Raw genomic sequence first — 24796 nt, 5'->3', positions numbered from 1 at the left:
ATCAACTGGGAGCGTCTCCGCAAATCGGGCGTCCGGGGGTCCCCTTGTTTTGAACCCTACGCGCAGGGTCCGACACCCGCTGCAACATGAGGTCGCTTCGCGGCTAGTCGATGTCGCGCCAGGCGCGGAACGCCTCCAGCTCGACGGCCACGAGCTGGCCGGGGTGGAACAGGCCCGTCACGATCACGACGGTGGCCGTAGGGAGGACGACGCCGAAGAACTCGCCGTGGACCCGGCCCACCGGGTCGGCGTGGGCCGGGTCGGTCACGTAGAGGCGGGAGCGCACGACGTCGGAGACCCCGGCGCCCGCGTGGACCATCGCGTCGAGCGCGGTCCGGAACGCCTCGCGGGCCTGCCCGGCGGGATCGCCCTCCAGGTGCGGCCGCGCCTCGACGTCGGCGGTGCACGCGCTCGTGACCACGAGCGGGCCCACGGCCACGGCGCGCGAATACCCGTAGAGCTGCGCCCACGGCCCGGTCTCAGGAACCCGTTCGACCAGTGCCATGCGCGCCTCCCCTTGAGCTACATACCCTTCAGGAGGTTCAACGCTTCAGCGACCGTGAAGTTACGCTCGTACAGCGCCGTTCCCACGATCGCGCCCTCGACGCCCGCGTCCACGAGCCCGGCCAGCGCCCGCAGGTCGTCCAGAGAGGACACCCCGCCGGAGGCGATCACGGGCTTGTCGGTGGCCTCGCAGACGCTGCGGAGCAGGTCCAGGTTCGGCCCCGAGAGCATCCCGTCCGAGTTCACGTCGGTCACCACGTACCGCGCGCACCCGGCGCGCTCCAGCCGCTCCAGAGTCTCGAACAGCTCGCCGCCCTCGCGGGTCCACCCGCGCGCGGCGAGGCGCCCGCCCTTGACGTCGAGGCCGATCGCGACGCGGTCGCCGTACTCGCCGCAGATGCGGTCGCACCACTCGGGGTCTTCGAGCGCGGCGGTGCCGATGTTGACGCGGCGAACCCCGGAGGCCAAGGCGCGCTTGAGGGTCTCGTCGTCGCGGATGCCGCCGGACAGCTCCACCTGCATGTCGACCTTCGCGGCCACCTGGGCGAGCAGCTCGTGGTTCGAGCCGCGCCCGAAGGCCGCGTCGAGGTCCACGAGGTGGAGCCACTCGGCGCCCTGGCGCTGCCATTCGAGGGCCGCTTCCAGCGGGTCGCCGTACTGCTTGCCCGAGCCCGCGACGCCCTGGACGAGCTGGACGGCCTTGCCGCCGGTGACGTCGACGGCGGGCAGGAGTTGGAGCTCGGTCATGACAATCCTCGAATCCAGTTGGTCAGCAGTGCGTACCCGGCGTCGCCGGACTTCTCGGGGTGGAACTGGGTGGCGGCGAGCGCACCGCGCTCCACTGCGGCGATGAACGGCTCACCGTGCTCGCACACCGCGACCAGCGAGCCCGCGGGCTTCGCCTTGGCGGCGTAGGAGTGCACGAAGTAGAAGCGCTCCTCGGGGCCGATCCCGGCGAACAGGCGCATCCCGGCGTCGGCGCGCACGGTGTTCCAGCCCATGTGCGGGATGCGCGGCGCGTCGAGCAGCTCCACGCGGCCTTCGAGGACGCCGACCCCGGCGGTCTCCACGCCGTGCTCGATGCCCTCCGCGAAGAGGACCTGCTCGCCGACGCAGATGCCGAGCACGGGTGCATCGGCGGCGACCCGTTCGCGGATCACGGCGTCGACGCCGCTCTTGAGGACGCCTTCCATGCAGGCCGCGTAGGCTCCGACGCCCGGGACGACGAGCCCGTCCGCGCGGCGGGCCGCGTCGAGGTCGCTCGTAAGCTGGACGTCGCCGCCTGCGCGTTCGAGTGCCCGGAACGCGGAGCGCAGATTGCCCGAGCCGTAGTCGAAGAGGACCACTTTCGGCTTGGTCACCTTGTCCCCCTTACCCGTAGACGAGGTACAGGCCGCCGCCGAACGCGGCGGCGGCGAGGATCCCGGTGACGACCGCGGCGGGGAGCTTCCCGTTGCGGCGCAGGCTCACCGCGCCGCCGACGAGGATGCCGGCGAGCGCCATGAGGAGGATCGGCCCGGCCCAGCTCACAGGACCCCCTTGGTGGAGGGGATGTCGGTGCCGTCGATGCGGGTCGCGTACTTCAGGGCCCGCGCGAGGGCCTTGAACTGGGCCTCGATGACGTGGTGCGCGTCGGGCTTCTGGCCGGGGTTGGCGGCGCGGAGCACGGTGACGTGCAGGCAGATCCGGGCGTGGTACGCGAACGATTCGAGGATGTGGCGGGTCATCGACGTCGGGTAGTCCGTGTTGATCATCGGCGCGATGTCCATGGGCTCCTCGTGGACCATGTACGGGCGGCCCGAGAGGTCCACGACGGCGCGCGCGAGCACCTCGTCGAGCGGCACGGAGGCGTCGGCGAAGCGGACCACCCCGGCCTTGTCGCCGAGGGCCCCGGCGAACGCCTGGCCGAGCGCGATCGCGGTGTCCTCCATGGTGTGGTGCGCGTCGATGTGGAGGTCGCCCTTGACGGCGATCTTGAGGTCGAAGCCGCCGTGCTTGCCGAGCTGGTGGAGCATGTGGTCGTAGAAGCCGACGCCGGTGGCGATGTCGACGACCTTGTCGGTGCCGTCGAGGTCGACGTAGACGTCGACGCTGGTCTCACCGGTGGTGCGGACGATGTGCGCGGTGCGGCTCACTTACTTGCTCTCCTCGAACAATTCAGGGCGATCGGTCAGAACGGCGTCGAACGCGTCGAGGAGCGCGGTGGTCTCCTCCTCGGTCCCGGCCGTGATGCGGAGGCGGCCGGGGAGGCCGACGTCGCGGATGAGGACGCCCTGGTCGAGGATCGCGCGCCACACGACGGCGGCGTCCTTGAAACCGCCGACGAGCACGAAGTTCGCGTCGGAGTCGGCGACGGGGAGTCCCTTGGCGCGCAGGCTCTTCACGATCCGGTCGCGCTGGTGCTTCAGCTCGTCGACCTCGGCCTGGAGCTGCGCGGTGCAGGCGAGGGCGCCGCGGGCGGCGGCCTGCGTGATGCTCGACAGGTGGTACGGCAGGCGCACCAGGAGGAGCTTCTCGACGAGTTCGGGATCGGCGGCGAGGTAGCCGACGCGGGCCCCGGCGAACGCGAACGCCTTCGAGAGGGTCCGGGTGACGACCAGGCGCTTGCGGCCCGCGAGGCGGCCGAGGGCCGTCGAGCCGGGGTCGCGGGCGAACTCGGCGTACGCCTCGTCGATGACGACGAGGCCGCGCGCGGCCTCGTAGGCGGCGTCGATGACCTCGGCGTCGAGGGCGGTCCCGGTCGGGTTGTTCGGCGAGACGAGGAAGACCAGGTCGGGGTCGTGCTCCTCGATCGCGGCGCGCACGTACGCGGGGCTGAGCGTGTAGTCGTCCTCGCGGCCGCCGTCGATGAACGCGGTGCCGGTGCCGCGGGCGAGCAGCGGGTGCATCGAGTACGACGGCATGAAGCCGAGCACGGTGCGGCCCGGCCCGCCGAACGCCTGGAGCAGCTGCTGGAGGATCTCGTTGGAGCCGTTGGCGGCCCACACGTGGTCGGCGGTGAGCCCGTGGCCGAGGTAGGCAGCCAGGTCGGTGCGCAGCGCGACCGCGTCGCGGTCGGGGTAGCGGTTGAGGCCGCGCAGCTCCCGGCCGATGAACTCGGCCACCACGGCGGCCACGTCCTCGGGGATGGCGAAGGCGTTCTCGTTGGTGTTCAACTGGACCGGGACGTCGAGCTGCGGTGCGCCGTACGGCGACTGCCCGCGCAGATCCGCGCGGAGCAGGTTCTCGATCTCTGTCATTTCGCCTCGAATCTGGCGGACACGGCCTCGCCGTGCGACGGGAGGTCCTCGGAGACCGCGAAGGCGACCACGTCGTCCGCGACGACCTCAAGGGCCTCGCGGGAGTAGTCGATGAGGTGGACCGCGCGCAGGAACGTGTGCACGCTGAGCCCCGCCGAGTGGCGGGCGCACCCGCCGGTCGGCAGCACGTGGTTCGACCCGGCGCAGTAGTCGCCGAGGGACACCGGCGAGTACGGGCCGACGAAGATCGCCCCGGCGTTGCGGATGCGCAGGGCCACCTCGCGGGCGTTCGCAGTCTGGATCTCCAGGTGCTCGGCGGCGTACGCGTCGGCGACGGCGACGGCCTCGTCGATGTCGGCGACGAGGATCGTCCCCGACTGCTCCCCCGCGAGCGCGGTCATGATCCGCTGGGCGTGCCGGGTCTCGGGCGCGCGGCGCTCCAGCTCGGCGTCGACGGCGTCGGCGAGGGCCGCGGAGTCGGTGATGAGCACCGAGGCGGCGGCCGGGTCGTGCTCGGCCTGGCTGATCAGGTCGACCGCGACGTGGACCGGGTCGGCCCCGGCGTCAGCGATGACCGCGATCTCGGTGGTCCCGGCCTCGGCATCGATGCCGACGAGGCCGCGCACGGCGCGCTTCGCGGCGGTGACGTAGATGTTCCCGGGCCCGGTGATCATGTCCACCGGGTCGCACTCGTCAGTGCCATAGGTGAACATGCCGATCGCGGCGGGCCCGCCGACGGCGTAGACCTCGTCGATGCCGAGGAGCCCGGCGACGGCGAGGATGCCCTGGTCGGGCAGGCCGCCGTTGGTCTTCTGGGCCGGGGAGGCCAGCGCGATCGACTCGACGCCCGCGATCTGCGCGGGGACGGCGTTCATGATCACCGACGAGGCGAGGACGGCGAGGCCGCCGGGCGCGTACAGGCCGACGCGGCCGACCGGCAGGTACCGCTCGGTGACCGTGCCGCCCGGGGCGACCTCGGTGGTGCTGTCGGGGAGGCGCTGGGCCCGGTGCGCGGTGCGGACCCGGTCGATGGAGGTCTCGTAGGCGCGGCGCAGCCCGGGGTCGAGCTCGGCGACGGCGGCCTTGATCGCGGCCTCGGGAACGCGCAGGTGCTCAAGATGCACGCCGTCGAAGCGCTCGACGATCTCGACCACGGCGGCGGTCCCGCGGTGGGCGATGTCGTCGAGGAGCGGCTGGATCTGCGCCAGGGCCGCGTTCACGTCGAGCTCGGCGCGCGGCATCAGCCCGCGCAGGGCGCGGACCGGGTAGCCGGCGATTTCTCCTGAAAGGTCGATGCGTCTGAGCACGCTCCAAGCGTAGTCACCCGCAATTCCAGGTCAAAGGGCATACCGCTATTCGGGAGCGTCCGTACGAAGGCTGGGACGACGTGACCAACCTGCGCAGACCGTGTAAGTGAAGGTCGCGGCGAGGGCCATCACGGCGAGGGCCCCGAGCTGGAGCGAGTCGAGCGCGGTTGTGAGATGCCCGACCTTCAGCGCGTCCCACGCGGCGGCCGGGTCGAGCTCGACGAACAGGACCGACGGGGGCCGGAACATGTGGACGCCGACGGGGGCGCGCTCCACGGCGTCCCAGAACTGCTGCCACTCGTTCGCACCGATCTTCCAGGCCACGACCTGGCAGGCGATCGAGCCGATGACCAGGCCCAGGAGCAGCAGCGGGCCGCGGCGCTCGCGCATCGCCGACCACGCGGCGATCGCGGCGACGATCCCGAGGACCAGGCCGATCCCGGCGAACATGAGGTCGCCTTCGATGTACCCGTCGGGGTAGGTCTCGGTGGGGAGCCAGCCGCCGTCCACGACGACGAACTCGACGCGCGGGGTGACGATCTGCCAGAGCATCGCGGCGGGGAAGCCGAGCGCGGTGAGGACCACGGCGAGGGCGCCCGCGGCGAGCAGGTCCCGGCCGACCGTGCGCGGCGACCGTGCGGGCGGGCCGCCGTAGACGTGCGGATCGGTGCTGGGGGATGCCGGGGTCGCTTCGTCGGTCACGCCTGGAATCCTGCCACAGCGGGCTCGGGGGGCGGTGGCGTGTTCGGTGGACGCTGCAGTTACAGACCGTCCACGATCGTCGCCGCCGCCTCGAACCAGGCGGCGCGGGTCTCCGGCCGCAGGGCCGAGAACTCGATCTTCGCTCCCGGTTCCAGGGACGGGTCGTAGGGGACGACCGCGCACGCGCGGGTCCGCTGCGAGAAGTGCCGCTGGAGGTCGTGCAGGAGCGGGCCCGGGTTCGGGGTGGGCATCGACAGGAGCGTCACCGCGTTCTTGACGAGGTTGCCGTAGCCGCCCTCTTCGAGGTGGTCGAGCATCCAGTCCGCGGAGAACGCGGCGTCCTCGCGGGGCACCGTGGTGACCACGAGCCGGTCCACCGAGGAGACGACGGTGCGCCAGTTCGGGGACTCGACGTTGTTGCCGGTGTCGATGCACACGATGTTGTGGGTGCGCGTGAGGATGTCGAGCACGCGCAGGACCGTGGTCGGGTCGAGGCGGCGCTGGAGCTTCGGGTCCTCGTCCCCGGCGAGCACGTCGAACGAGCCGTCGGAGGAGTGGCGCAGGAACTCGTCGAGGTGCTCGGGCAGGTGGACGCCCGCGGCCTCGACCTGGTCGAGGTGCTCCACGAGGTGGCGGATGGTGCGCCCGTGCCGGGCGGACCCGGCGCGCAGGCCGAGCGTCCCGCGCAGTTCGTTGTCGTCCCAGGCGATCACGCCGCCGCCGCGGGCGGTGCCCATGGCCGCGGCGGACAGGACCGTGGCGGTGGTCTTGTGGACGCCGCCCTTGGGGTTGATGAACGCGATGACGCGGCTGCGGCCGAGGTCGCGGCGGAGCCGCTGGAGCGCGACCGGGCTGGGCTCGGCCGAGGGCTGCGGCTGGCGCGGCTGCGGCGGCAGGCCCTGCTGGGGGCGGATCGGCTGGGTCATCTGCGCGGCGCTCGGCGGGGTCTGCGTCGCCACCGGCGGGCGGCGGCCCGCGGTCGGCACCGAGTAGTGCGCCTGGCCCGGCGGCGGGCCGACGGGCGGCGAGGGCGGGTAGGACTCGCGGGGCGGGGGCGTGGGGGTCTGCTGGGCGCCGCCGGCGCGACCGCCGCGGCCGCGACCGAGCAGTTTCTGCCAGCGTGAGCCGTCGTTGCTGCGGTCGTTGCTCCAAGCCTCGGGCGTGTTCACGTGCGACCTCCTCTCGACCGTTGCGGTGGACCGGTCCGCGGGCAGGGCGGCTCGCGGTCCCGCGTCGCCCCGACCGGGCGCCGTTACCACCCGCGACTATTAGAACACAACGATTCCTCAAGGCCCGTTGCGAATCGCGGACCGTTCCGGCCCGGGGGTGAGGCGTGCGTTACGTCCGCCCCGGCGATGCGGCGGGCGCCTGGAACCAGTCTAGTGGCTTCCTATTGGTCCGCTCGCAACCGCGCCAGCGCCGTCTCCAGGTCGTCCGGGTAATCACTCGTGAAGGTGACCGCGCGGCCGGTTCCGGGGTGGACGAACTCCAGGCGGTAGGCGTGGAGCCACTGCCTGGTCAGGCCGAGCCGCTCGGCGAGGACGGGGTCGGCGCCGTAGGTGAGGTCGCCCGCGAGCGGGTGGCCGAGCGCGGAGAAGTGGACGCGGATCTGGTGGGTGCGGCCGGTCTCCAGGCCGAGGTCCATGAGGGACGCGCCGGGGAAGACCTCGATCGTGTCGTAGTGGGTGACGCTGGGCTTGCCGTCGGCGACCACGGCCCACTTGTAGTCGTGGCGCGGGTGGCGCCCGATCGGGGCGTCGATGGTGCCCGACAGCGGGTCGGGGTGGCCCTGGGCGACGGCCCGGTAGCGCTTGGAGACGCGGCGCTCCTTGAAGGCGCGCTTGAGTTCCGAGTAGGCGCGCTCGCTCTTGGCGACGACCATGAGCCCGGAGGTGCCCACGTCGAGGCGGTGGACGATCCCCTGGCGCTCGTCGGCGCCGTAGGAGGAGAGCCGGTACCCGGCGGCGGCGAGGCCGCCGGTGACGGTGGGGCCGGTCCAGCCGGGGCTGGGATGCGCGGCGACGCCGACGGGCTTGGCGACGACGACGATGTCCTCGTCGTCGAAGACCACGTCGAGGCCCGCGACGGGCTCTTCGACGCGGGCGCGCACGTCCTCGGGCGGCGGCGGGAGGACGACCTCCAGCCAGGCGCCCGCGGAGACGCGCTCGGACTTGGTGGCGCACGGCGAGCCGTCGAGGGTGACGTCCCCGGCGGTGACGAGCTCGGCGGCGACGGTGCGCGAGAGCCCCAGGAGCCGGGACACGACCTGGTCGATCCGCTGGCCCTCGAAGCCCTCGGGGACCGGCAGCGACCGGGTCTGGCGCCCGTCGGCGCTCATGCGTCCGCCTTCGCGCCGTCGGGGGCGGGCTTCTTGCGGGCCTCGGGCGAGAAGCCGTGGCCGGTGAGTTCGAGGAGCACGATGAGGACGACGCCGCAGCACAGCGCCGAGTCGGCGAGGTTGAAGATGGGGAAGGCCTCGGCGAAGGGCTTGAAGACGCTGATGAAGTCGACGACGTGGCCGTGGGCGAACCCGGGCTCGCGGAAGTACCGGTCGACGAGGTTCCCGGCGGCGCCGCCGAGGACTAGGCCGATCGCGATCGCCCAGCCCGGGTACACGATCTTCCGGGACAGGAGGACGAGGAACACGACGACCGCCGAGGCGACGATCGTGAAGATCCACGTGTAGCCGGTGCCGAGGCTGAACGCGGCCCCGGAGTTCCAGGTGAGGCTCAGGTAGACCAGGCCGCCGAGGATGCGCACGGGCTCCTGCGGGTCGAGGTTGGCCTCGGCCAGGTACTTCGTCCACTGGTCCAGGCCGACGGCGACCGCGGCGATGAGCAGCGCGGCCAGCGTCAGGCCGGGCCGCCGGCGCCTCGCGGGCGCCTGGGGCTCGGGGTCGGGGGTGGTGTCGTCGGGGCCGGGGCCGTCGTCGGCCCCGGGCTGGGTGTCCTCGCTCAGCGTCGCTCCTCAAGCTGTTTGCAACTGACGCAGAGGGTAGCGGACGGGAAGGCGGCCAGACGCGCCGCCGGGATGGGCTTGCCGCACTTCTCACAGAAGCCGTAGCCGCCCTCGTCGATGCGTTCGAGGGCGTGGCTGACCTGGCGGATGCGCTCGGAGAGCGAACCGGCCACGGCCACTTCGTGCTCGTGCTCGACGGTCTTGGAGCCGGAGTCGATCTGGTCGTCCCCCGCGGTGTCGCTCAAGCGCTCGCGCTGGGCGACGGCGATGGAGTCGGAGTAGCGGCGCTGCTCGGCGACGAGCTCGTCGAGCCGCTCCTTGAGCGCGGCGCGCAGCTCCGCCTGCTCGCTCTCGGTGCGCGGCGCGTGGTCGGTCTCGGGCGCCGCCGGGGGAGGCGCGGCGGCCTTGGCCGCGGGCTTCGCCGGGGCCTTCTTGACCGATTTCTTGACGGTCTTCTTCGCGGGCGTCGCGCGGCCCGCGGCGGCGGTCTTCTTCACCGCCGCCTTCTTGGCCGCCGCCTTCTTCACCGGCGCCTTCTTCACCGCGCTCTTCTTGGCGCTCTTGGCGACCGTCTGCTTCGCGGCCTGCTTCTGGGTCTTCTTGGCTGGACTCATGACGCGCCTCTGGAGGGGTATGTCGGCTCGGGTTCCGGTGTCGTCGGGACACGCGGGGGCCTCGGCAGTGCCCTGCGTCGGGCGTTCGGCATCGCGGCTCCCGAGTTCGCGTACTCCTGACGACCTCGCCGAAACGAGGACAATGCGCGCCAGGCCCCGCCGAGGCGGGAGCCTGCCGCGCAATTAAGCACACAGGATACGCAAGACCTGCAACTAGGTCAATTACTTCGAGAACTTGACCCCGGACTGTGCGTCAGCGTTCAGCGCCCCGCGACAGGGACCATGAGGAGGCGCGAGGCGGGCTCGCACATCGCGCACGGCGTGAACCCGAGTTCGAGGGCCTCGGAGACGGGGAGCGGCTCGTGGTCGCGGCCGGTGAGGTGCGCGCACGAGGAGTGGTGGAAGCGGGGCCGCCCGTCGATCACGGCGACCTCGGTGTCCAGGCGCATGAGGCCCGCGGCCTCGATGCTGGACATGCGCTGCTCGGTGGGCTCGTCCGCGAGGGACTCGGGGGCCCGGTGGCTGGTCGCCTGCCGCGGCGGCTCCTCGAAGCGCAGCTCCGGGTCGCGGTCGACGGCGTAGTCGGTGGACTCGAAGACCTTGCCTTCGATGAGCGGCAGCTCCGTGGTGGGGCTGTCGTCGGCGCCGATGCGCCGGAACTGCTGCGTGTCGTCGTCGGCGGCGGGCCGGGCGGTCCGCTGGGAGGCGATGCGCGGGCGCTTGGCGCCCCTCCCGCGGATGCCGACGTAGAGCGCGATCCCCGCGGCGAGGCTCGCGGTGATCGACGAGACCAGCAACTGGTCGTTCCCGGTGATCATGCCAGTGACCAGCAAGACCGCGGCTATGACGAGGATCAGCAGGCTGCTGACGATCACGTCGTGTCCTCCCCTGCGCGGGGCGGCGGAGCCCTCGCGCGGTCCTACCGCGGGCCCCGAGGGGACCGCGGATCGCTAACGCATGGTGGTGGCGGCGGTGAGGGCGGCCCGGGCGTCCCGTACTCGGGACACCGGCGCCCTCACCCGCTCACCCATGGATAACGAGGCGATCCCCGTTCAGGTTATGCCCGCAGGCGTGCCAATGTCGCACAGCGCGACCCTGCCTCGGCACGCGCGGCTCCCGGGGAGGCGGGAGTGGGGTCAGCCTCGGCCGCCCTGCATGACGAACGCGGAGCGGGCGCCGGTGCGCTCGTTCCCGCCGGTCTCGCGCTGGGCCTCCTCGAAGGCCTCCTCCTGGGTGCGGCCCTGCTGGCCGTTCAGGTCGCGCAGCTGGCTTTCGAGGTAGAGCTTGAGGCGGGTGCGGTACTCGCGCTCGAAGGTCTTGAGCTCCTCGATGTTGTGGAGCAGGGACGTGCGGGACTCCTCCAGCTGGCCGATGACCTTCTGGCGCTCCTCCTCGGCTTCCATCTCCATGCGCTCGGCCCGGTCGCGGGCCTGGCCCACGAGGTCCTCGGCCTGCGTGCGGGCCTCGGTGACCATCGTGTCGGCGTCGCGCTGGGCCTCGGTGACCATGGTCTTCGACTCGCGCTGGGCCTGGGCGACCATGGTGGTGGACTCGCGCTTGGCCTGGTCGACCATCGTCTGCGCCTCGCGCTGCGCCTCGGCGACCATCGTCTGCGACTCGCGCTGGGCCTCGCTCAAAAGCGTGTCGGCCTCCCGGCGGGAGTCCTCCAGGTGCTCGTCGGCGGTGCGCTGGGCGACCATGAGAAGGCGCAGGGCCTCCTGCTCGCCGCCGGCCCCGGCGGGGGCGGACGCCTCCTGCTGGGGGCCGCGCTGGGCCAGTTCCTGCTGGAGCTGCTGGGCCTGCTGCTGCGCGGCGACCATCTGCTGGTGCATCTCGTGCAGCTCGCCGTCGAGCTCCTGGAGCTGCTGCTCCATGGCGTGCTTCTCCCGCTGCACCCGGTCGAGTGCGGCGGCCATCTCGGCGTGGTCGGCGGCTCCGGGGGGAGCACCGGCGCGGAGGCTGTCGAGCTGGGCGCGAAGCTCGCCGTTCTCATCGCTGAGGCGAGCGAGTTCGCGCTCGACCTCGTCGAGGAAACCGTCGACCTCGTCCTCGTCGTATCCGCGCTTTCCGAGCATGGGTTTCTTGAACGTGACGTTGTGAACGTCGGCTGGGGTCAGCGGCATTCGAAACTCCTTCTCAGCTGTTCGCCTGGCGCACAAGGCCACCCGACACGATAACCGTGCCGTGCACCCCCGCCCGGAACTGCTAGGAGATGAATCCCGCGATCACGAAGTCCATCAGGATCCACACGATCAGGAGCAGCGCCAGGAACGCCAGATCAATCGATACAGTACCAAGCCTGAGAGGGGGTATCACCTTCCTCAACCCCTTCAGGGGAGGGTCGGTCACGCTGTAGACCGTCTCCAGCAGGGCCGCGGCCCGGGGGCCGGGCTCCCAGCGGCGGGAGAACTGGACCACCACGCTGCACACCAGGCGAGCCAGTAGGAACAGGTAGAACGCGAAGAGCGCCAAGTAGACGAGCTGGAGTGCCAGGTTCACGGTACGGAGTCTATCCGCCCGGTCACGACTGGTTGAAGAACCCGCCCTCGGCGATCTTCGCCTTGTCCTCCGCCGTCACCTGAACGTGAGGCGGCGAGAGGAGGAACACACGGTTCGTCACCCGCTCGAACGAGCCGCGGGTGCCGAAGATCAACCCGGCGGCGAAGTCGACCAGGCGCTTGGCGTCGGCCTCCTCCATCTCCGAGAGGTTCATGATGACCGGCGTGCCGTCGCGGTAGCGCTCGCCGATGGTGCGCGCCTCGTTGTACGTCGTCGGGTGGAGCGTGGTGATCCGGTAGTTCGCGGGCGACTCCTCCTCGGCCGGCACGGGCCGGATCGTGGAGGGCTCGGCGAGCGCGAGGTTGTCGCGCGTCAGCGGGGTGACCGAGCCGGAGCCGCGGTTGAGCTGGCGGACGGGGCTGCGGTCGTCGAGACGGCGCTCCTCGATGCGGCGCTCCTCGGCGGGGCGGCCGACGCGGCCGGTGGTCCGCTGGGACCCCCGCGCGCGGGTCGCCGCGGCCGGGGCCGGCTCCTCGGCGAACTCGTCGTTCTGCTCATAGCCGTTGTAGCCGCGCTCCTCCTCGTCCTCGATGAGGCCGAGCCAGATGCCTGCCTTCCGCATCGCGCCCATCGATCCTGCTCCCTCCTCGGGCCGCCCCTGTTGAGTCAGGTACGCGGACTCATCCTAGCGCCGACTCCTTACACGGATGTGTTTTTCCGCGGACGTGAATGAACGGCCGCGGCAAAGATCCCTTTACTGCCGTATACCTTACGCCATCGGTTCACGTTCGCCGAGGACGTTTCTCCCCAGTCTGACCATTGTGGCCCCGCCCGCGACGGCCTCGCGGAAGTCGCCGCTCATGCCCGCCGAGACCTCGGTCGCGGCCGGGTCGACGCGGCGCACGGCCGCGGAGGACTCCGCCAGCAGCGCAAAGGCTTTCGCGGGGTCCCAGCCGATGGGGGCGACGGCCATGACTCCCTTGAGGTCGATCGAGTCGAGCGACGCGAGGTGCGCCGCGAGCGGCTCGACGTCCGCGGCGGCGACGCCGCCGCGGGCGGTGTCCCCGTCGAGGCTCACCTGGACGAGTGCACTGAGGCGGCGGCCGTGCGCCGCGGCGGCCTTGTCGAGGGCGTCGGCGAGGCTCGCGCGGTCGACCGAATGCACCCAGTCGGCGTACGCGGCGACCGAGCGGGCCTTGTTGCGCTGGAGCTGCCCCACGAAGTGCCACACCGGTTCCAGACCGCGGCGGGCGAGCTCGGCGGCCTTCGGCGCGGCCTCCTGGTCGCGGTTCTCCCCCAGGTCGGCCTGGCCCAGTTCCACGAGCGTGGCGGCGTCGAGCGCGGGAAAGGTCTTGGTGACGACCACGAGCCGGACCGCGTCGCGGGGGCGGCCCGCGCGCTCGCAGGCGTCGGCGATGGCCTCGCGCGTCCGGTTCAGGCTGTCCTGCAACTGGACTCGGCGGGCTTCAGTGCTCAAGGCGGTCCTCGTGGGTGGTGCGTGCGGGGCTGCGGGCGGCGGTCCGCCGAGTCGCTTCAGGGACTCGACGGAGCGCCGCCGCTAGAAGCCCTCTTTGAGGAAGGAGGGGACGTCGACGTCGTCGAACAGGACCTTGCCCGCGCCGGACTCGCGCTCGGGCTCGGGACGGGCCTCGCGGACCGGCTCGGGCTTCTGCTCGGGCAGGGCCGAGATCCGCGGCGGCTGCGCCAGTTCGAACTCCGAGTCGTCGGTGTCGAAGCCCGCGGCGATCACGGTCACCCGCGCCTCTTCACCCAGGGCGTCGTCGATGACGGCGCCGAAGATGATGTTCGCGTCGGTGTGCGCGCAGTCCGAGACGAGCTCGGCCGCGTCGTTGATCTCGAACAGGCCGAGGTCCGAGCCGCCCGCGATCGACAGGAGCACGCCGCGCGCGCCTTCCATGCTCTGCTCAAGCAGCGGCGACTCGATCGCCGCGCGCGCCGCCTCGACCGCGCGGTTCTCGCCGCGCGCCGACCCGATGCCCATGAGCGCCGACCCGGCGCCGGACATGACGCTCTTGACGTCGGCGAAGTCGAGGTTGATGAGGCCGGGCGTGGTGATGAGGTCGGTGATGCCCTGGACACCGGAGAGCAGCACCTGGTCGGCGAGGCGGAAGGCGTCCATCATGGAGATGGAGCGGTCGCCGAGGTGGAGCAGGCGGTCGTTCGGGATGACGATCAGCGTGTCGCACTCGTTCCGCAGATCCTCTATCCCCGAGACCGCCTGGGTCTGGCGGCGCTTGCCCTCGAAGGCGAACGGCCGGGTGACCACGCCGATCGTGAGCGCGCCGAGCTTGCGGGCGATGTTCGCGATGACCGGTGCGCCACCGGTTCCGGTGCCGCCGCCCTCGCCGCAGGTCACGAAGACCATGTCGGCTCCCTTGAGGACTTCCTCGATCTCGTCGCGGTGGTCCTCGCAGGCCTTCGCGCCCACTTCGGGATTCGCGCCCGCGCCGAGGCCGCGGGTCAGCTCGCGGCCGACGTCGAGCTTGACGTCGGCGTCGCTCATCAGGAGCGCCTGGGCGTCGGTGTTGATGGCGATGAACTCGACGCCCTTGAGGCCCGCCTCGATCATCCGGTTGACAGCATTGACGCCGCCGCCTCCGACTCCAACGACTTTGATGACGGCGAGGTAGTTGTGCGGTGGTGTCATCGCGGCTGCCTTCCTTCCCCTTCGCGCGGCCCTGGGTGCGACAAACGGGATGCGCCCAAGCACGCACGCACACCCGCTCCCCCTTAACGCTAACTCACAGTGGGGGCATCTGGTGCGCTGACATCGACATGTTCGTACCCGACCGCGAGCAATCGATCGGCGACCTCGGCCTTCTGCTCCCCCTCGGAACCGTCGCCCCACGTGAGCGTCCGTCCACCTTCGAGGAACAGCGTCACCCCCGCGGGGGACGGCGATTCGACGTGTTCGACCTCGTCGGCCAGGCTCGCGGGGAGCGATTCGAGGACCTTCAGGGTCTCCACCGTGGCGAGGTCGTCCGGTGACGGATCGTCGAGTTCGACTATCCATACAGAACCGGAAGGCGAATCGGTCTCGTCGAATGCCACACCTTCGGAATCGACCATGAGAAAAGTCTCGTCGCCCGACGGAACGGCCATATACGGCTCGCGTTCCGTGACGTCCACGCGCAGCGCGTCCGGCCACGACCGGGTGACGTCCACCGACTTCACCGGCGCGAGCCCCGCGACCGCCGACGCGAGCGAGTCCAGGTCGGCGCCGAGCAGCGGATCGCCAAGGGCCCCTTGGCCGAGCGCCTGGACCTCCGCCGGGTCGAGCACCGAGGTCCCCTCGACCTCGATGCGCTGCACCTGGAACCACGGCACGGTCCACAGCACGAGCAGTGAGGCCAGGAACAGGGCCAGCAGGCCGAGGACCGTGTACCTCAATCTCTTGTCGGGCAGGCCGCGGCGCACCACGTGGACCAGTCGCCAGGGACCGGGCCCGGCCGGATCTTCGGAGCCGCGCATGCACCGATCATGGCACGGGCGGGCCACCTGACGGTGGCGGCACGCCGCACCTTCGGATAAGGTTAGGCAATCCTAAACCTCAAGGAGGGGCAGCGCGTGGCGACGCAGACACAGGCCGAAGCGGCACCGGAGCAGACCGTCCGGGCGTTCGACATCTTCCCCGGGGAAGTGCGGGCGCTGCGGCGCCTCAGCCCCTCCTTCCTTCGGGTGACGTTCGCCGGGGAGTCCCTCGCCCACTTCGCGGACAACGGGAACGACCAGCGGTTCAAGCTCATCTTCCCCGCCCCCGCGTGCGGCTTCGACAAGATGCCCCGCTCCGAGCGCTGGTACTCCGAGCTGCGCGCCCTCCCCGAGCAGGAGCAGTGCGGGGTGCGCACCTACACCGTGCGCGCCGTCCGCCCCGAACTCGGCGAAGTCGACGTCGACATGGTCGTCCACGAGGCCGGCGCGAACGAGCACTGCGGCCCGGCCCTGCGCTGGCTCCAGACCGTCCAGGTCGGCGACGAGCTCCTGCTCCTCGGCCCCGACGCCCGCTACGACGGCCCCCACGGCGGCGTCGACTTCCACGCGCCCGAGGGCGCGGACCTCTTGATCGCAGGCGACGAGACGGCGGCCCCCGCCATCGCCGCGATCCTGGAGGACCTCCCGGTCACCGCCCGCGGCAAGGTCTACATCGAGATCCCCACCGCCGCCGACGTCCTCGAACTCGACGCCCCCGAAGAGGTCGAGGTCCACTGGCTGCCCCGCGAAGGCGCCGTCTGGGGCGACAAGCTCGTCCCCGCCGTCACCGACGCCGCCCGCGCCATGGACTTCGGCGCCCGCGGCGAGTTCGAGGAGACCGGCGAGGAGATGATCTGGGACGCCCCGCAGGAACCCGTCACCGCGGGCGCGTACGTCTGGATCGCCGCCGAGACCGGCGTCGTCAAGACCCTCCGCTTCACCATCCGCAAGGAGCTGGGCCTGCCGAAGGAGTCCGGCGCGTTCATGGGCTACTGGCGCAACGGGATGCCCTGGGACTGAACGGCTTTGAAGCAGGGGCGGGCGCTCAGCGCCCGCCCCTTCGTCATGTGGCGTCGAAGGTCGGCACGCCCGGCTCGTACTCCCCCGCGAACCGCCGGTGCACCCACAGGAACCGCCCCCGGTCCTGGACCCGTTCGAGGCCCCCGTAGCCCGGGTCGGTCTTGTTGAGGAACGCGTGCAGGCGCCGCAGCTCCGCGCCCGAACGGGCGCTCCCCGAACCCGCGGCCCACGGCTGCTCGGCCGCCAGCGCGTCCTCCCCGACCTCGGCGATCACCTTGAAGGACTCCTCCGCGAGCTCCAGGTGGTTCTCGATCGCGGCCGGGTCGAACGACGGCATGAGCAGGTCCAGCGCGACCGACCCGCCCGGCAGGACCGTCGACCACAGGACCTTCAGGGTGCGGCGGATCAGCGGCGCCGACTTCAGCAGCCACTCGCGCGGCACGTCGATGTCGAACACGCCGCTCGACGGGTCGCCGTCGAGGACGTACAGCGGCAGCTGCGAGTGCTCGCACCACAGGACCACCCGGATGCCGACGTGCGTCAGCCGCTTCGCCCAGGACCCCTTGTCCCGCAGCTCGACCGTGTAGAACCGCGGTCCCTGGACCGCCTCGTCGGAGAGCAGGCCGATGATCTTCCGCAGCTCTTCCTGGGTCCGCGTCCACTGCTCGATCGCGTCGAGCCCCTGCGGCGCGCCGGGGGCCTCGTCGGGCTCGTCGTCGGCGGGTCGGCGGTGCAGGAGCGCGTCGATCGGCACGTCCTGCCAGCAGCGGCGGCACTCCGCGGTCTTCTTGCCGAGGCGGCGCCGCGACAGCAGCCGCTCCATGCCGAACAGGCCCGCTTCCGAGACCTCGGGGTCGATGCACACGCCCGCGCACGGCACGAGCCGCTTGAGCCGCAGGCCGGGCCACAGCTCGCCCGCGTACGCCTCCAGGTCCCGCACGAACTCGTGGAGGAACTGCTCGGGGTAGACGGCCTTCACTTCGATGCGCAGGCGCTGTCCCTCCAGGCGGACCAGGGCCCGCGAGAACGGGTCCGGTTCGATGACGAAGCCGCTGTGCCAGTGGACGGAGTCCTCGAAGCGCTCGCGGCCGAGGGAGCGGCGGTGCCAGCGCACGATGAGCTGGTGCATGAGGCCCTCGGGGACGGCCTTGGCGCCGTTGGCGTCGAGGAACTCGCACAGCTGCGCGTCGCGGGCGAGGCGCGGGCCGAACGCGTGCCACACGTCGTCGAGCGGGGGCGGGGCCTCGTCGAGGAGCTGCGCGATGAGGCTCGACTCGGGGCGGCCCGGCTCGCGGGCGATGCGGTAGGAGATGTCGTACTTCTCCATGAGCTGCACCAGGGCCGGGTGGAACTTCGGGTCGTAGCGGTAGCGGGGGCCGCGGCCGGGGTCGTCCCACAGGTCGCCGAGGCGCGGGTGGGCGACGAGGCCGTTGGCGGCCGCGGCGGCGGGGTCGTCGAGGACGAGGCTGACGGCGGTGGAGAGCCAGTCGCCCTTGAGGACCACGATGTCGTCGAGGCCGGGGATCTCGGGGTAGTGGATCCAGTAGCCGAGCTGGGTGGCGATGCGGGCGAGGGCGCGGGCGGCGTCGGCGTCGAGGCCGAACGCGTCGGCGCGGCGCTCGTAGGCGTCGTATTCGAGGTAGGACTCGCCGCTCTCGATGAGGTTGCGGCGCAGGTTCCTCCAGCTGGCGGGGACCTCGCGCTCGATCTGGGGCATCGCGGCGGCGGACTCCCACAGGGCTGCTTTGAGGGCGGGGATGCCGGTGCCGGTGGCGGAGTCGATGAAGTGGAAGCCGCCGACGAGGTCGCCGTGGCGCTCCCTGATGCCGGCCTGGTCGATCTTGGGGTGCTGGCCCTCGGCGTCGACGTGGGTGGCGACGACGTGGATCTTCACGTTCGCGTCGCTGGTGCGGCGGCGGATCAGGTCGATCCAGTAGTCGACGAAGCCCTGCATGGGGCCCTGGCGGGCCTTCCACACGACGACGTAGACGGCGGGCGCGGTGAAGAACAGCTGGTGCGTGGGGCGGTAGGCCTTCTGGCCGCCGAAGTCCCAGGCGTTCAAGGAGATCGCGTCGGCGGGGTCGGCGCCGGGCCCGGCGAGTTCGAGGGTCTTCACCTCGATGCCGTGGGTGGAGCCGCGGTCGGGGTTGAAGGGCTCGCCGCGCATGGCGGCGAGGAGGGAGCTCTTGCCGACCTCGCCTTCGCCGACGAGCACGAGCTTCGACTCGCGGAAGTCGGCGCCTTCGACGTCGGTGCGCTCGATGAGCTTGCGCAGTTCGGGCAGGCCGGTCTCGGCGGCGCCGCGCTGCTCGGCGGGTAGGAGGTTCCCGTCGAGGTGGAGCACGGCGAGCTTGTCGAGGCGGAACAGGGAGCGGGGCAGGGCGCGCAGGCCGTTGCCCTCGACGTCGAGGCGGCTGAGCTCGGTGAGGGCGCCGATGTGCTCGGGCAGCTCCTTGAACTGGTTGCCGTTGAGGTTGAGGCGGTCGAGGGCGGTGAGCGAGGCGATCGAGCGGGGCAGGGTGGTGAGCCGGTTGTCGCCCAGGCCCAGGTGGATGAGGTTGACGAGGCGGCCGATCGCGTCGGGCAGTTCGGTGAGGCCGACGCGGGACAGTTCGAGCCAGGTGAGGCCGGTGAGCGCGGTGATGGGCGCGGGGAGGGTCCCGAAGCGGTTGTCGCCCGCGTCGAGCCACGTGAGCGCCTGGAGCCGTTCGAGGGCGACGGGGAGGTCGGTGAGGCGGTTGCGGAACAGGTCGAGCCGTGCGAGGCGCGTGAGGCGGCCGATGGAGCCCGGGAGCGCGGTGATCCGGTTGAGGTCGAGATCGAGCCGGGTGAGGGCGGCGAGCCGCCCGATGGACGCGGGGAGCGCGGTGAGCTGGTTGTCGCCGGCGTTGAGCCACGCGAGCCGGTCGAGCCCGCCGGCGGACTCGGGCAGGGCGGCGAGGCGGTTGCCGTACAGGTTGAGGCTGGTGAGCGCGGTGAGCTCCCCGATCCAGTCGGGGAGGCGGGTCAGGCCGTTGACGGAGAGGTCGAGTTCGGTGAGGTTCGTGAGCCCCCGAACGGCTTCGGGGACTGCGGTGAGGTTCCTGCGGGAGAGGTCGAGCCGGGTGCGGCCGGAGCGTTTCGCGTCCGCGATGAGCCTCTTGACGGACATGGTGCGGTCACCTGCCGGGGGGGTGGGATGGCGTTCGGGGGCAACATGGTACCCACCGAAGGCGACCTCCCGGTTACAAGCGGGAGCACGACGACGGGGCGGTGCCGGACCGGCACCGCCCCGTCGTCGAGTCGTCAGCGCAGGAGGTCGTCGGGCATGAGGGAGACGGGCGGGGCGCCCATGGTGACGACGACGTCGCCTTCGGAGGCGAGGGCCGCGACGGCGGCGGGGACGTCGTCCCATTCGGGGACGAAGACCTTGTCGTCGGCGTGGAGCGCGATGGCGTCCAGGAGCGTTTGTCCCCCTTCGCCTTCGGGGATCTCCTCGCCGGGGCCGAAGATCTCCATGACGACGACCTTGTCGGCGAGGGAGAGCGCGGCGGCGATCTCCTCGCGCATCGCGATGGTGCGGTAGGCGCGGTAGGGCTGGAAGACCACGATGAGGCGGCCGTCCCCGGCGACCTCCTTGAGGGTCTTCACGGCCTCGGTCATCGCGGTCGGGTGGTACGCGTACTCGTCGAAGACCGCGTAGCCGTCCTTCTCGCCGCGCTTCTCGAAGCGGCGCTTGACCCCTCCGAAGGCGGCGATCCCGGCGGCGATGTCCTCCGGTTCGAGGCCGAGGTACAGGCCCACGGCGATGGCGGCGGTCGAGTTGAGGGCGATGTGGCGGCCGGGCATCGGCAGGTGGAAGCGGCCGAGGACCTGCTGCTCGTAGAGGACCGTATAGTCCACGCCGTCCACACTGGACTCGACGTCGCCGAGCTGCACGTCCGCGCCGTCGCTGAACCCGTAGGTCGCGACGGTGCGGCCCTCCGCGCGGAGCTTCTTCGCGAGCCCGAGCGTGCCGGGGTTGTCGGCGCACAGGACGAGCAGGCCGTCCTTGTCCGTGTTGCGGCAGAACCGCTCGAACGCCTCGGTCAGGGACTCCATGTCCCCGTAGGTGTTCAGGTGGTCCACGTCGATATTGGTGACGATGCCGACCTCGGGCCGGTAGCGCAGGAACGAGCGGTCGGACTCGTCGGCTTCGGCGACGAACAGGTCGCCGGAGCCGTGGGCGCCGGTGTACGCGCCGATGTTCTCGCCGCCGTTGACGTACGAGGGCGCGAGCCCGGCGTGTTCGAGCATCTGCGTGATGATCGCGGTGGTCGTGGTCTTGCCGTGGGTGCCGGTGACGACGATCGAGCGGCGTCCGGTCATCGCGGCGGCGAGGGCCTCGGAGCGGTGGTAGACGCGAATGCCGCGGCGGCGGGCCTCGGCGACTTCGAGGTGCTCGTCGTTGTGCGCGGTCGAGCGCACGACGGTGTCGACGCCGTCGAGGTTGGAGGCGACGTGCTCGCGGTGGATCGTCACGCCGAGTCGCTCCAGCTCCGGCAGCGAGGGCCAGTCCTTCAGCTCGGAGCCGGACACGGGGAGCCCGCGGGTGGCGTACAGGCGCGTGAGGCCGTTCATGCCGACCCCGCCGACCCCGATGAAGAGCACGTGCCCGAGGTCCTCGGCGGTGACGCCCTCGTCGATCGGGCTGGTCAGGTCGTTGGGATCGCTCATGCCTGGGAGACCACCTTCAGCGTGTAGTTGCGGAGCGCCTCGTCGCCGGTGCGGGACCCGAAGGCCGCCGCGGCCTGCGACATCTGGAGGACGCGGTTCCGGTCGGTGATGACCGGGATGAGGTTCTCGGCGATCCAGCCGGGGCTGAGGTTCTCGTCGTCGCAGAACATCGCGCCGCCCGCGGCGACGACCGGCCCGGCGTTGCGGTACTGCTCCTTGTTGCCCCACGGCATGGGGACGAACACCGTCGGGATGCCGAGCGCCGAGACCTCGGCGACGGTCATGGAGCCGCCGCGCGCGAGGACCATGTCCGCGGCGGCGTAGCCGAGGTCCATGCGGTCGAGGTACGGGAGCGTCCGGTACGGGACGGGCAGGCCCTCGGGGATGTGGACGGGCTCGTCGCGGCGGGCGCCGGTGATGTGCAGGACCTGCACGCCGCGGTGCGAGAGCATCTGCGCCGCACCGGAGACGGCGTTGTTGATCGAGGCCGCGCCCTGGGAGCCGCCGTACACGAACAGCACGGGCCGCCGCGGGTCGAGCCCGAAGTACTGGCATGCCTGGGCGCGCAGCGCGTTGCGGTCGAGGTGGCTGATCGCCGGACGCAGCGGCACGCCGGTGAACTCGCCGTCGGCGAGGATCGGCGAGGCCTGCGAGAGGTGCGGGAAGCCGAGCGCGAGGTTGTCGCTGAACTTCAGGGCCATCTTGTTGGCGACCCCGGGCGGGTCGTTGAACTCGAAGATCACCATGGGGGTCTTGCGGCGCCACGCGGCGAGGTAGGCGGGGACGGCGACGTAGCCGCCGAATCCGACCACGACGTCGGCCTGGACCTCGTCGAGGATGTCGCGGGTGGCCTTCATGGCCTTGAGCATCCGGGGCGCGGTCAGGAGGAGGTCGAGGTTGACCTTGCGCGGCAGCTGGTGCGCGGGCACGTTGCGGAGGTCGTACCCGGCCTTGGGGATGAGGTCGTTCTCCAGGCCCTTCTCGGTGCCGAGGCAGGTGACGCGCACGTGGGGGTCGTGGCGGCGCAGGCAGTCGGCGTAGGCGAGGAGCGGGTAGATGTGGCCGCCGGTGCCGCCGCCGGCGAGGACGACCGATCGAAGCTGTGCCAACGTCATTTCTTTCTGGTCGTAGGACTCTTCTTGGTGGTCTCCGAGTCGGATTCGGAGCGAGGGGCGGGCGGCAGGGGGGCCCAGAGCAAGCGTACGAGACGGGACGGATTGCGCGCCCGGAGCGCCTGCGCGGCGTCGGGTTCGGCACGCGCGAACCCGGCGAGCATCCCGACCGCCGCGAGGACGACGACGAGCGCGGTGCCGCCGTCGGAGATGAACGGGAGCGGGACGCCGGTCATGGGGATGAGGCCGAGGACGCCGCCGATGTTGATGAACGCCTGGCCCGCGATCCAGATCGTCACGCCCGCGGCCACCAGGGACCGGAACGCGTCGTCGGAGCGGCGCGCGATCCGGAAGCCCGTGTACACGAGCACGCCGAACAGCGCGAGGATCACCAGGCAGCCGACGACGCCGAGTTCCTCGGCGATGAGCGCGAAGATGAAGTCGTTGTGGCCGTTGGGGAGCCACTCCCACTTCTGGCGGCTCTCGCCGAGGCCGAGCCCGAACCAGCCGCCGTCGGCGATCGCGTAGTAGCCCTGGATCGCCTGGTAGCCCCAGGTGTCGGCGAAGTCCTCGGGACGCGAGAACGAGATGATCCGCTCCATGCGGTAGCCCTCGAACGCGATGAGGAGGGCCGAGCCGACCATGGCGATGGCGAACAGGACCCCGAGGATGCGCAGCGGCACGCCCGAGGCCCACAGGAGCCCGACGAACATCGCGAGGATGATGAGCATCGTCCCCAGGTCGGCGTAGCCGATGATGATCATGAGCAGGCCCGCGATGGGGAACATCGGGATCGCGAGGTCCCGCCACGAGGCGATGCGCGGGCCCAGGCGCACCAGCGAGTCCGCGGCCCACAGCAGGAGCGCGAACTTCGCGATCTCGGCGGGCTGGAACTGGACGTTGCCGATGTGGATCCACAGCTGGTCGGTGGCGATGCCGCCGGAGGCGTCGCCGCTGGCCTCGTCCTGCTTCTGCTTGATGGACATGACGACCAGGAACAGGCCGAGGAGGATCGCGACGACCAGGAGCGGGCGCGAGACCGCCCGGTAGGTGCGGGCGGGCAGGCGCTGGGCGATCCAGAAGCACACGAGGCCCACGACCGCCCAGATGACCTGCTGGAGGATGACGGCGAACGCGTTGCCGGTGGCCTCGTAGGACTCGACCATGGTGGCGGAGAAGACCATCACCAGGCCGATCGTGAGCAGCAGGCCCGCGGAGGAGAGCAGCAGGTAGTACGAGGCGAGCGGCCGGTCGAGCAGGCCGCGGAGCATCTCGGTGAACCCGCTTCTCACCCCTCGTCCCCCCCGATCAGCCCCCGGACGGCGGCGGCGAACGCGTCGCCGCGGTGCGCGTAGGAGCGGAACATGTCGTAGGAGGCCGCGGCGGGGGCCAGCAGCACGGTGTCCCCGGGCTGCGCGAAGCCCGCGGCGCGGGCGGCGACGTCGGTCATCACCGCATCGTCGCCGCCGTCGAGCACGGCGACGGGGACCCCGGGGGCGTGTCGCGCGAGCGCGTCGGCGATGAGCGCCCGGTCCTGTCCGATGAGGACCGCGGCGCGGAGCTTGTGCGCGTACTCGGCGACCAGCCCGTCGACGTCGACGCCCTTGAGCTGGCCGCCCGCGACCCACACGACCGAGTCGTACGCGGCGAGCGCGGCGGCCGCGGCGTGCGGGTTGGTGGCCTTCGAGTCGTCGACCCAGGTGATCCCGGCGTGCTCGGCGAACGCGACGTTCCGGTGCGGCTCAGGGGTGTACGTGCGCAGCGCCTGGGCGATGCCGGCGTAGGAGACGCCGACCTGGCGCGCGAGCGCGGCCGCCGCGAGCGCGTTGGCGACGTTGTGCCACCCGGCGGGGCGCACGTCGTCGACCGAGCAGATCTGCACCGGCCCGTCCCCGGTGTAGTCGACGAGGTAGCCGAGCGCGACGCCGAACTGGCCGGGCTCGGGCTGGTTGAGCGTGAACCCGGTGACGTGCGCGTCGGTGTGCTTGGCGAGGGCGACCACCGCCGGGTCGTCGAGGTTGACGACGGCCCGGCCGCCGCGCCAGACCGCGGCCTTGGCCTCGGAATAGGCGTCGAAGCTCCCGTGCCAGTCGAGGTGGTCGGGCGCGAGGTTGAGGACGGCCCCGGCGGTCGGCGCGAGCTCGGAGGACCAGTGGAGCTGATAGCTGGAGAGCTCGACGGCGATGACGTCGTAGGGACCGTTGGCGGCCTCCACGAGCGGCGCGCCGATGTTGCCGAGGGCCGCGGTGCGCAGGCCCCCGGCCGCGAGCATCGCGGCGAGCATCGTCGTGGTCGTGGTCTTGCCGTTGGTGCCGGTGACGGCGAGCCAGCGCGCGGCCCCCGGTTCCCGCAGGCGCCAGGCGAGTTCGGGCTCGGAGAACATCTCGATCCCGGCCGCGCGGGCGGCTTCGGCGACCGGGTGGTCCGGCGGGAACCCGGGCGAGAGCAGGACCTGCTGCACGCCGTCGAGGAGGGCCGGGTCGAACTCGCCGGTGGCGGTCCTGGCGCCGCGGGCGGCGAGGGCCCGGAGCCGGTCGGAGTCGTCGCGGTCGTAGACGGTGACGGCGGCGCCGCGGTCGAGGTAGAGCTCGGCGCAGGCGGCCCCGGCCATGCGGGCTCCGGCCACCAGGACGCGTTCGGGTACTCCGGTCACC

25 protein-coding genes are annotated in these 24796 nt (G+C 71.6%); 1 reads left to right on the top strand and 24 read right to left on the bottom strand.

Annotation, left to right across the window (positions count from 1 at the left end; translation table 11 throughout):
• Nucleotides 1-103: 103 nt before the first annotated feature.
• From B0I28_RS02690 to B0I28_RS02605, 19 genes are all read right to left on the bottom strand, one after another.
• The gene (locus B0I28_RS02690; RefSeq protein ID WP_106362250.1) at nucleotides 104-505 is read right to left on the bottom strand and encodes a Rid family hydrolase; all 402 of its coding nucleotides are present in this window, start codon (nucleotides 503-505) and stop codon (nucleotides 104-106) included.
• A 17-nt stretch (nucleotides 506-522) separates the two neighbouring features.
• Nucleotides 523-1251, bottom strand: a complete 729-nt coding sequence (priA, locus tag B0I28_RS02685; protein WP_106362249.1) for a bifunctional 1-(5-phosphoribosyl)-5-((5-phosphoribosylamino)methylideneamino)imidazole-4-carboxamide isomerase/phosphoribosylanthranilate isomerase PriA — start codon at nucleotides 1249-1251, stop codon at nucleotides 523-525.
• Nucleotides 1248-1865, bottom strand: a complete 618-nt coding sequence (gene hisH / locus B0I28_RS02680) for an imidazole glycerol phosphate synthase subunit HisH (RefSeq protein ID WP_106362248.1) — start codon at nucleotides 1863-1865, stop codon at nucleotides 1248-1250. Before hisH ends, priA begins: the two co-directional genes overlap by 4 nt.
• A gap of 10 nt (nucleotides 1866-1875) precedes the next feature.
• Nucleotides 1876-2034 (bottom strand): hypothetical protein, encoded by a 159-nt coding sequence (locus B0I28_RS27055; protein WP_181245630.1) that lies wholly within the window; start codon nucleotides 2032-2034, stop codon nucleotides 1876-1878.
• Complete coding sequence (hisB, locus tag B0I28_RS02675) at nucleotides 2031-2639, bottom strand: imidazoleglycerol-phosphate dehydratase HisB (RefSeq protein WP_106362247.1); 609 nt, start codon at nucleotides 2637-2639, stop codon at nucleotides 2031-2033. The genes B0I28_RS27055 and hisB overlap by 4 nt, the downstream gene beginning before the upstream one ends.
• A complete protein-coding gene (locus B0I28_RS02670) occupies nucleotides 2640-3743 on the bottom strand; it encodes a histidinol-phosphate transaminase (protein WP_106362246.1) in 1104 nt (367 codons plus the stop codon).
• The gene (hisD, locus tag B0I28_RS02665; RefSeq protein ID WP_106362245.1) at nucleotides 3740-5050 is read right to left on the bottom strand and encodes a histidinol dehydrogenase; all 1311 of its coding nucleotides are present in this window, start codon (nucleotides 5048-5050) and stop codon (nucleotides 3740-3742) included. The genes B0I28_RS02670 and hisD overlap by 4 nt, the downstream gene beginning before the upstream one ends.
• 45 nt (nucleotides 5051-5095) lie before the next feature.
• A complete protein-coding gene (locus B0I28_RS02660; RefSeq protein WP_106362244.1) occupies nucleotides 5096-5752 on the bottom strand; it encodes a DUF2567 domain-containing protein in 657 nt (218 codons plus the stop codon).
• Between the two features lie 59 nt (nucleotides 5753-5811).
• Nucleotides 5812-6921, bottom strand: a complete 1110-nt coding sequence (locus B0I28_RS02655; protein ID WP_219926512.1) for a MinD/ParA family ATP-binding protein — start codon at nucleotides 6919-6921, stop codon at nucleotides 5812-5814.
• 221 nt (nucleotides 6922-7142) lie between these two features.
• Nucleotides 7143-8090: an RluA family pseudouridine synthase gene (locus B0I28_RS02650; RefSeq protein WP_106362243.1), complete on the bottom strand. Its 948-nt coding sequence runs from the start codon at nucleotides 8088-8090 to the stop codon at nucleotides 7143-7145.
• A complete protein-coding gene (gene lspA / locus B0I28_RS02645) occupies nucleotides 8087-8545 on the bottom strand; it encodes a signal peptidase II (protein WP_245888872.1) in 459 nt (152 codons plus the stop codon). The genes B0I28_RS02650 and lspA overlap by 4 nt, the downstream gene beginning before the upstream one ends.
• 161 nt (nucleotides 8546-8706) lie before the next feature.
• A complete protein-coding gene (locus tag B0I28_RS02640; RefSeq protein ID WP_342761191.1) occupies nucleotides 8707-9207 on the bottom strand; it encodes a TraR/DksA family transcriptional regulator in 501 nt (166 codons plus the stop codon).
• Between the two features lie 377 nt (nucleotides 9208-9584).
• Nucleotides 9585-10199 carry a hypothetical protein gene (locus tag B0I28_RS02635; protein WP_106362240.1) on the bottom strand — a complete coding sequence of 205 codons (615 nt, stop codon included), beginning with the start codon at nucleotides 10197-10199 and terminating at the stop codon, nucleotides 9585-9587.
• 261 nt (nucleotides 10200-10460) lie between these two features.
• Nucleotides 10461-11447: a DivIVA domain-containing protein gene (locus B0I28_RS02630; RefSeq protein ID WP_106362239.1), complete on the bottom strand. Its 987-nt coding sequence runs from the start codon at nucleotides 11445-11447 to the stop codon at nucleotides 10461-10463.
• 82 nt (nucleotides 11448-11529) lie between these two features.
• Nucleotides 11530-11823 (bottom strand): YggT family protein, encoded by a 294-nt coding sequence (locus B0I28_RS02625; RefSeq protein ID WP_091043670.1) that lies wholly within the window; start codon nucleotides 11821-11823, stop codon nucleotides 11530-11532.
• Between the two features lie 22 nt (nucleotides 11824-11845).
• The gene (locus B0I28_RS02620; protein ID WP_106362238.1) at nucleotides 11846-12454 is read right to left on the bottom strand and encodes a cell division protein SepF; all 609 of its coding nucleotides are present in this window, start codon (nucleotides 12452-12454) and stop codon (nucleotides 11846-11848) included.
• A gap of 138 nt (nucleotides 12455-12592) precedes the next feature.
• On the bottom strand, nucleotides 12593-13300 hold the full coding sequence (locus tag B0I28_RS02615) for a YggS family pyridoxal phosphate-dependent enzyme (RefSeq protein WP_106362237.1): 708 nt from the start codon (nucleotides 13298-13300) through the stop codon (nucleotides 12593-12595).
• An 81-nt stretch (nucleotides 13301-13381) separates the two neighbouring features.
• Nucleotides 13382-14491 carry a cell division protein FtsZ gene (gene ftsZ, locus B0I28_RS02610; protein ID WP_106362236.1) on the bottom strand — a complete coding sequence of 370 codons (1110 nt, stop codon included), beginning with the start codon at nucleotides 14489-14491 and terminating at the stop codon, nucleotides 13382-13384.
• Nucleotides 14492-14580: 89 nt separating this feature from the next.
• Nucleotides 14581-15315: a cell division protein FtsQ/DivIB gene (locus B0I28_RS02605; RefSeq protein ID WP_106362235.1), complete on the bottom strand. Its 735-nt coding sequence runs from the start codon at nucleotides 15313-15315 to the stop codon at nucleotides 14581-14583.
• A gap of 96 nt (nucleotides 15316-15411) precedes the next feature.
• On the opposite strand from B0I28_RS02605, the gene B0I28_RS02600 reads away from it, so the two are divergent.
• Nucleotides 15412-16335, top strand: coding sequence for a siderophore-interacting protein (locus B0I28_RS02600; RefSeq protein WP_106362234.1), 924 nt, complete (start codon nucleotides 15412-15414; stop codon nucleotides 16333-16335).
• Nucleotides 16336-16378: 43 nt separating this feature from the next.
• Here B0I28_RS02600 and B0I28_RS02595 read toward each other — a convergent pair whose 3' ends face one another.
• From B0I28_RS02595 to murD, 5 genes are all read right to left on the bottom strand, one after another.
• Nucleotides 16379-19486, bottom strand: a complete 3108-nt coding sequence (locus B0I28_RS02595; RefSeq protein WP_181245610.1) for a COR domain-containing protein — start codon at nucleotides 19484-19486, stop codon at nucleotides 16379-16381.
• A gap of 134 nt (nucleotides 19487-19620) precedes the next feature.
• Nucleotides 19621-21030 (bottom strand): UDP-N-acetylmuramate--L-alanine ligase, encoded by a 1410-nt coding sequence (murC, locus tag B0I28_RS02590; RefSeq protein WP_106362232.1) that lies wholly within the window; start codon nucleotides 21028-21030, stop codon nucleotides 19621-19623.
• Nucleotides 21027-22139, bottom strand: a complete 1113-nt coding sequence (locus B0I28_RS02585) for a UDP-N-acetylglucosamine--N-acetylmuramyl-(pentapeptide) pyrophosphoryl-undecaprenol N-acetylglucosamine transferase (protein WP_106362231.1) — start codon at nucleotides 22137-22139, stop codon at nucleotides 21027-21029. The genes murC and B0I28_RS02585 overlap by 4 nt, the downstream gene beginning before the upstream one ends.
• Before the next feature lie 2 nt (nucleotides 22140-22141).
• On the bottom strand, nucleotides 22142-23434 hold the full coding sequence (locus B0I28_RS02580) for an FtsW/RodA/SpoVE family cell cycle protein (RefSeq protein ID WP_245888858.1): 1293 nt from the start codon (nucleotides 23432-23434) through the stop codon (nucleotides 22142-22144).
• Nucleotides 23431-24795 carry a UDP-N-acetylmuramoyl-L-alanine--D-glutamate ligase gene (gene murD, locus B0I28_RS02575; protein WP_245888857.1) on the bottom strand — a complete coding sequence of 455 codons (1365 nt, stop codon included), beginning with the start codon at nucleotides 24793-24795 and terminating at the stop codon, nucleotides 23431-23433. The genes B0I28_RS02580 and murD overlap by 4 nt, the downstream gene beginning before the upstream one ends.
• Nucleotide 24796: the final 1 nt, after the last annotated feature.

The organism is Glycomyces artemisiae (assembly GCF_003002955.1).
GTDB lineage: Bacteria > Actinomycetota > Actinomycetes > Mycobacteriales > Micromonosporaceae > Glycomyces > Glycomyces artemisiae.
Note: the sequence above shows the minus strand (reverse complement) of the source record. Positions and strands in the feature narration are given on the sequence as shown.